Raw genomic sequence first — 6,997 nt, forward strand, 5'->3', positions numbered from 1 at the left:
TAGCGAAGCGTTGCAAACGCTTGCGCAACACGGCCTGGGTAAGGCAGGGTGATGGCAACACTTGAATTGATGAGGACTCCAGTGACACGCACAATCGCGACTATCCCTTTGCTGCTCGTTCATGGTTGGGCCGGTTCGGCGGAGTCATGGAGTTCGGTCTTGCCAGCTTTGCGTGCCGAAGGGTTTGCGCTGGTGACAGCCGTGCGCTTGCCTGGATCGCCCGGAGCAGACCCACATGGGGCTCCGACAGTTCGCGACGCTGCGGCGAAACTGGTTCAAACTGCCGCGCTACTCCCCGAACGGCCGCTCCTGGTCGGTCACTCCATGGGGGCGCAGGTAACTCTTCTCGCCCACCAGATCCTCGGGGAAAAGATCGCTGGGGAGGTGGTAATCGATCCCGCGTATGGTTCTGATTCCACCCAAGAAAAAGCGGCGATCTGGGCGGATCGCATCGACCGAGACGGGCATGTTGCTGTGCGCGATTTCTTCGAATCGGCGCTGGGGGAGCGCATGAGCGCCGACGACCGTGCGAACATCCTTCACGATGTGGACCACACCGCGAGCGATGTCATCGCCACATATCTTCGGTCTGAGTACAGCGCAGATGACTCGATAGGGTTACGTTCCCAGACTGGGTTGGCGGCCGCGCTTCGGAGTCGCCCTGTGTTGGCGATCCACTCGACCCCGCACGGAGCCGAGAGCGAAGCGACGCTGCCCGCCCCTGAAGGGTCCCGGGTTGAGCAGTGGCCTGGATACGGTCATTACCTCCATCTGGAAGACCCAAGCCGTTTCGCCTCGTCGGTCGCTGCGTTTGCTAAGTCTCTCGTCTCGACCGGATCGATGGCGCGCGCATGACCCGCTACGAAGTCATCCTCGGTTCCCACATGCTCGCCGAACGGCTCTTCGGCACCGACCTGGAGGGCCTTGAGGGAATTCCTGGAGAGCGGCGATACGGGGTCGCCACGACGGTGGACGAGCTTCGATCTGCGGGACCAATCGATGACATCGAGGTGCTGCTGACTGGATGGGGAACCCCGTCATTCACCGAGGGTGACCTTGCCGCGCTGCCGTCGCTAAAGGCAATCATTCATGCCGGTGGAGTCGCGTCCGTGCTGCTGCCCCCCAAAACCACCCGGCAGCTGGCACTATCCGTCGCCGCTGATATCAACGGGATACCGGTCGCTGAATATACGCTCGCCATGATCCTGCTGGCGAATAAGAAGGTCTTCGAATCCGAGCGTCTCTACAGACGCCGTCGAGGTTTCATCGACCGGGAAGAGACCTACCCACATGCCGGCAACTTCGGGCAGACGGTCGGCATAATCGGGGCATCTCGTATCGGCCGTAGGCTTATCAGCCTTCTTCAGCCGTTCGAAGTCACCGTTCTGGTCTCAGACCCCTACCTGGCGCGGGAAGACGCCGCAGCCCTTGGGGTGACAGCAACATCGCTGGAGCAGCTCCTGGCCGAGAGTGACGTTGTGTCGCTGCATGCGCCCGTTACTCCGTCGACAGTCGGCATGATCGGTGTCCCGCAACTCGCCGCCATGAAAGACGGCGCTACGCTCATCAACACCGCTCGAGGTGTCCTAATCGACATGCCTGCACTGGAGGCGGCGCTACAGACCGCGCGCATTGACGCCATTTTGGACGTCACCGACCCAGATGAGCCCCTCTCGGCTGATTCGATCCTGTGGGATCTACCAAACGTGATCCTTACCCCACACGTTGCGGGATCAATGGGAACCGAGCTGCAACGGATCGGCAAACACGTCGCCTCCGAACTCGCTCGATTTGCTGAGGGCGTAGCCTTCCAAGCTAGCGAACCCCGGCGCCCCTGACGCCCGATCAGGATCGGCGGCGTGGTCGGCGCCCAGGCGCGGAACGTGCGCGAAGGCTCTCGGTGATGAGGCTGTACTCGTTCGAGCCAGTGGCCTCACGCCAGTCCTTCTCTGCGTCTCCCGATCGGCGACTTTCTTGACCGGTCCCGACGGACAGCGCCGACGTGTCTTCTTCACCTGAGTCATCCTCGCCGGTGTCAAACACAGGGAGGGTATACCCGTGCTTCACGGGCTGCCGGAGAAGAGTCGGCCCGCTGATCAAGCGATCGATGAGGCGCTGGGTCGCACGAGCTATCTGCCGCGTGCACATTGAAGGGCCGGTCTAGCGGTGGTGGATTGAGAACTGGCGGAAAGTGGCAGACCAGCCCGTGCCGTCCAAGTCGTCCGCACGGATGCCCGCGAACATTCCTGTGAAGCGAAGTCGATCCCCGAAATCGTCGGACAGTTTCCACGCCGCCTGAGGGGCACCAAGCGCCTCCGGTTCACCTCCAACGCTCGCGACCGAGAACACGGCATCGGGTCCGTCGAGATCGATGCGAAGACGCACCGGTCCGGGCGGCGCCTCTATTTCGGCGACCAGCGTTGTCGCTTCACCAGTTTGTGTCACCAGTTGAACGATCCGTCCGGCGCCGTCCGCTTGGGTAACCTGGAGCGACATCCAACCCAGTGTGTCGTACCACAGGACGAGACCCGCCGACTGCCGAAATGTCGTTGGTTCGGCGTCAACGACCGCTTCAGCGCTCATTCGGTGTTCGGTGACGCGTTGGGCGAGAAGACTTTGGCCAAACAGGGAGCTGGACGACTGTCCTCCCATCATCTCTAATCCGGCGCCGGGGTTGATGCGGGCGAATGATGACGGCGACCGTCGAAGCGAGCTCCAGCGTGCCAGGTCGAGTTGACCGTCGAAATCGTCGACCACCTGATCAGGTCGGGCTTCGATCGGTGCAATGACGCCGCCGTTACCCTCATGAACTGGGACCAGGGTTTGGGCATGGTGGGTGCTCGCAACCAGGCGGACCCAGCCGTCGCCGTCGATTTCCACTTTCTGGATGCACGTTTCTCGGCCGAGTGTGGAATACCTCGATCCTTCGTGAAGGACCGGGCGTGAGGCAAGGTGCGCGAGGAAAAGGGTTCCGTCGGGGCGTCGGATGAGTTCGCCGTGGCCGGCTTTCTGCAACGGTAGGCCGGGGGCATCTCGGGAGGTCAAGACGGCCGAGACGGGGTCGCGCCTATATGGCCCGAGGACAGTGGGAGCCTGTGCTGCCGTGATGCCATGATTCCACCCCGTGCCTCCCTCCGCGAGGGTCAGGAGGTAGGTGTCGTTGATCTTGTAGAGGTTCGGGCCCTCCACGAGTCCGGCGGAGCGGAAAATGACACGGGGCTCCCCGGACATCCTCTTCTCCTCGGCCAAGTACTCCTCGAGCACGATGCCAGAAAAGCTCGGCCGGCCGGGTCGGTGGTCCCATTGGACTCCGACGAGCCAATGTCTCCCTTCGTCGTGGAAGAAGGAGAAGTCGAAGCCGCGGGAACCGAGGAACACCGGCTCCGTCCATGGTCCGTCCAGTGAGTCACTGGTGGTGAGGTAGTTCTTCGCGTCAAGGTCATCACCGTCCATCGTGTGCACGACGGAGTAGGCCAACCAGATGCTGTCGTCTACCACGGTGATGCTGGGAGCCCAGACGCCGCCCGAGTCGGGGATGCCTGCCAAATCGAAAGCGATTCGTTCGTCGAGAGCGTGGCCAATCGTGCTCCACTCGGCCAGGTCTGGAGATCGATGCAGACGAATGCCAGGGAACCACTCGAATGTGCTCGTCGCGATCACGTAGTCCCCCCGGAACGTCGTGATTGACGGGTCGGGGTTGAATCCGCGGAGGACTGGGTTCTGGATCGTCGTCTGCTCGTCGAGGGTGCTCGACATACCGTTACCGCCCTTGTGTCTGCACGATGGCCCAGGTGTTGCCCCTCTATGCTTGGACAACGCTATCCAATCTAGACAAGGGAGTCGACGCCGTGAATTCGATCCAGGCCAACGAGGCCATTGAAGCTGCGGAGCGGTTCGGCTTGAGCTTGCATATTGCTGAGGATCAGCCTGCGTCTCTTGCTGGTTTCTTTGGCTGCACCGGGTTCGGCCGTCAGGGTGTCGGCATGGTGGAGGTGTTCACGCTGCAGGAGCAGCGAGCCCGCACGAGCCAAGCCTACGTGCGGAGCGCGGTGGGGGAGCGGCTGCGGTTCAAGGGGTACGATCTGACGGTCGCGGGGGAGTCCAAGACTCTGACAGTGACTCAACGCGACGACGATAGTGGGTTAGTCGTGCGGACGCATTTGACGCGCTTTGGGTCCGTTCCGGCGATCACGGTCAAGAACACGGTCACGAACGAATCTCTCGTGCCGGTGACACTCACGCTTATCAGCTCGCTCCTGGTGGGGATCGGATCAAGCGAGAGCGATCTCGCTGAGACGGCGATCGCTCTCGGGGAAAGCGAATGGCTGGCCGAGGGCCGCTGGAGGGAGCGGCCGCTTCGGGACCTCGTACCGTACCTCAATCTCGGTTTCCATGGTCAGGACGGGCGGGGCCGGTTTGCGCGGACCAGCCACGGCGCCTGGTCCACCGGGGAGCATGTGCCTGCAGGGGTACTGACCCGACACGACGATCGGACCGCAATGGCGTGGCAGATCGAGACGAGCGGGGCCTGGCATCAGGAAGTCAGTCAGGGGGCGCGAGGGGCGGTTCTCGGCCTCTTCGGGCCGACCGATGCGGAGCACTGCTTCGCGCACAAGCTCGCGCCCGGGGCCTCCTTCGAGAGTGTCCCCGCGACGGTCGCAGTTGTCGCGGGCGGGCGGGATGCGGCCATCGGTGCCCTGACGCAGTATCGGCGAGCGATCCGGCTCGGCCGTCCCGCAGACGCCGCGTTGCCAGTCATCTATAACGACTTTATGAACACGCTGATGGGTGAACCCACCACGGAAAAGCTGCTGCCGCTCATTGACGGCGCAGCGCGTGCAGGCGCGGAGTACTTCTGCATCGACGCCGGCTGGTTCGCCGACCCGACGATCGGAGACTGGTGGTCAACGATCGGGGAGTGGCGGGAAGCGACCTCCCGATTCAGTAACGGCCTCGACCAAGTCCTTGACGCGATCCACACTGCTGGAATGAACAGCGGGCTCTGGCTCGAACCCGAGATAGTCGGCGCCTTGAGCCCCGCCGCCACCGAACTGCCGGAGGAGGCGTTCTTCCAGCGCCACGGAGTGCGCGTGCGGGAGCACGACCGATTCCACCTTGACTTGCGCCACCCCGCCGCCCGAGAGCACCTCGACCGGACGGTCGATCACCTCGTCGAGACGTACGGGGTGAGTTACTTCAAGCTCGACTACAACATCAACCCCGGCGTCGGAACCGACCTCTCAGCATTGGATCCAGGGGACGGCCTGCTTGGGCACACCCGGGCGTTCCGAGACTGGTTGATCGCGGTCCAGGACCGTCACCCGGAGGTCCTGTTTGAGAACTGCAGCTCTGGCGCGATGCGCATGGATTCCTCGCTGGTCTCGGTCAGTCATCTCCAATCGACCAGCGACCAGCAGGACTACCGTCTCTACCCGCCAATCGCCGCATCTGCACCGGTCTCAATGCCGCCGGAGCAATGCGGGAACTGGGCCTACCCCGTTGCGGGATGGAGCCAGGAAGAGACCGGGTTCTCACTCGTCGCCGGAATCATGGGACGGCTCTACCTGTCCGGGTTCCTCAACGAACTCGACGCCACCCAATTTGGTCTCGTCAAAACTGCCGTCAACGTGCATCGAAGCCTGCGTGACGACATCGCCGCGGCGTTGCCGTTCTACCCGACTGGTCTTCCCGGCTGGGACGATGACATCCTGTCGCTTGGCTTGCAATTGAGCGATGGCAGCGCCCTTGTCGCGATCTGGTCCCGCGGTGATTCTGGTGCGAGTCAACATCTCGACCTCCCTCTGTCGCTGAGTGCGCACGCGGCAGTTGCCGAGCAGGTATTCCCGCCAGTGGCCTCGCACCCGGAATGGGCCGTGACCTCAACCGAGGGCGAACCGGTGGTGGACGTGCCAGCGGGCATCGCGGCGCGGATCCTGCGTTTTCGCGTGGGCTAGCCTGGGAGCTGCCGCGAGCAGGAAGGGGGCACCGTGACTGACAGCCCCTCTACGGCCGCTGGCCGAGGATCTCGCCCGCCCACCCTGGCCGATGTAGCCGAGGCAGCCGGAGTGTCCCTAATCACTGCGTCGCGCATCCTGAACCCCGGGGTGCGCGGCGCCGGCAGCGGGTCACACGAGCGCCGCCGTAAGGTGCAGGACGCCGCAAAGGCGCTGGGCTACACGGTCAACCCGGCGGCTCAGACGATCGCGGTCGGTGCAGCCCGCACCATCGCACTGATCGTCACGGACATCCGTGACTTCGGGTCGGCAACGATCATGGCCGGCGTGATGGCCGCGGCAGAGAGCCGGGGCATGTCGGTCGCCGTGCGCACCACCCACGACGATCCCGTCCGCGAACTGGAAATCGTCCGGACCCTCCGTGGAGAACGCCACCGCGGAGTCATCATCGCCACGAGCCGCACGACCGACGAGCACCGCGAGTCCAGACTCAGCCAAGAATTGAGCAGCCTCGAAGACAGCGGCGCCCGAGTCGTGGTGATTGGAGACAGCACTCTCCCGTTTGCCCGAGTGACCGTCGACACTGAGTCTGCGGCCGCCGAGCTCGCCACTAAGCTCGCCCTCACGCACCACCGCATCGCGATCCTGGCCGGTCCAGAGGGTGAAGTGACGTCGCTGGAGCGGGTCACCGGCTTCAAAGCCGGTCTCGCCGCGGCCGGCCTCAGCTCGATAGTGGTCGTGCATGGAGAGTTCTCTCGAGACGGCGGCTACGCAGCTGTCCATGACCTGCAGGCCAGGCTGGCCGACGTTGACCTCATTGCGGCGATGAGCGATGCCATGGCGGTCGGTGCGATCGCAGCTCTCAACGAAATTGGGCTCCGAGTCCCCGATGACATGACCGTTTCAGGCTTCGACAACGTCCCCTTGTTGGCAGACCTCCTCCCGGGGTTCAGCACCGTCGCAATGCCGCTCGAGCAGTTCGGTGAAGCCTGTCTGGATCGCATCCTCGAGGACGCCTTGGACGGTGGAAACACAGAAGCGGT

At 63.5% G+C, this 6,997-nt stretch carries 5 protein-coding genes; 4 read left to right on the forward strand and 1 reads right to left on the reverse strand.

What is annotated here, in order from left to right; all coding sequences use genetic code 11:
- Positions 1 to 81: 81 nt before the first annotated feature.
- Both ACEXQC_RS19110 and ACEXQC_RS19115 read left to right on the forward strand, forming a co-directional pair.
- Positions 82 to 855: an alpha/beta fold hydrolase gene (locus tag ACEXQC_RS19110; RefSeq protein ID WP_374825942.1), complete on the forward strand. Its 774-nt coding sequence runs from the start codon at positions 82 to 84 to the stop codon at positions 853 to 855.
- Complete coding sequence (locus ACEXQC_RS19115) at positions 852 to 1,838, forward strand: hydroxyacid dehydrogenase (protein ID WP_374825944.1); 987 nt, start codon at positions 852 to 854, stop codon at positions 1,836 to 1,838. Before ACEXQC_RS19110 ends, ACEXQC_RS19115 begins: the two co-directional genes overlap by 4 nt.
- 322 nt (positions 1,839 to 2,160) lie before the next feature.
- Here ACEXQC_RS19115 and ACEXQC_RS19120 read toward each other — a convergent pair whose 3' ends face one another.
- A complete protein-coding gene (locus ACEXQC_RS19120; RefSeq protein WP_374825946.1) occupies positions 2,161 to 3,756 on the reverse strand; it encodes a glycoside hydrolase family 43 protein in 1,596 nt (531 codons plus the stop codon).
- Positions 3,757 to 3,848: 92 nt separating this feature from the next.
- Between ACEXQC_RS19120 and ACEXQC_RS19125 the strand changes: the two genes are divergently transcribed.
- The gene (locus tag ACEXQC_RS19125) at positions 3,849 to 5,954 is read left to right on the forward strand and encodes a glycoside hydrolase family 36 protein (protein ID WP_374825948.1); all 2,106 of its coding nucleotides are present in this window, start codon (positions 3,849 to 3,851) and stop codon (positions 5,952 to 5,954) included.
- A gap of 111 nt (positions 5,955 to 6,065) precedes the next feature.
- A partial coding sequence (locus tag ACEXQC_RS19130) for a LacI family DNA-binding transcriptional regulator (RefSeq protein WP_374825950.1) occupies positions 6,066 to 6,997 on the forward strand: 932 nt, incomplete at its 3' end.

It is taken from the genome of Herbiconiux liukaitaii, from assembly GCF_041927495.1.
Classification (GTDB): Bacteria; Actinomycetota; Actinomycetes; order Actinomycetales; family Microbacteriaceae; genus Herbiconiux; species Herbiconiux liukaitaii.

Excerpts from the sequence above, each read along its gene's own strand:
- ACEXQC_RS19120 (WP_374825946.1), bottom strand. The coding sequence starts at position 3,756 with ATGTCGAGCACCCTCGACGAGCAGACGACGATCCAGAACCCAGTCCTC.
- ACEXQC_RS19115 (WP_374825944.1), top strand. The coding sequence starts at position 852 with ATGACCCGCTACGAAGTCATCCTCGGTTCCCACATGCTCGCCGAACGG.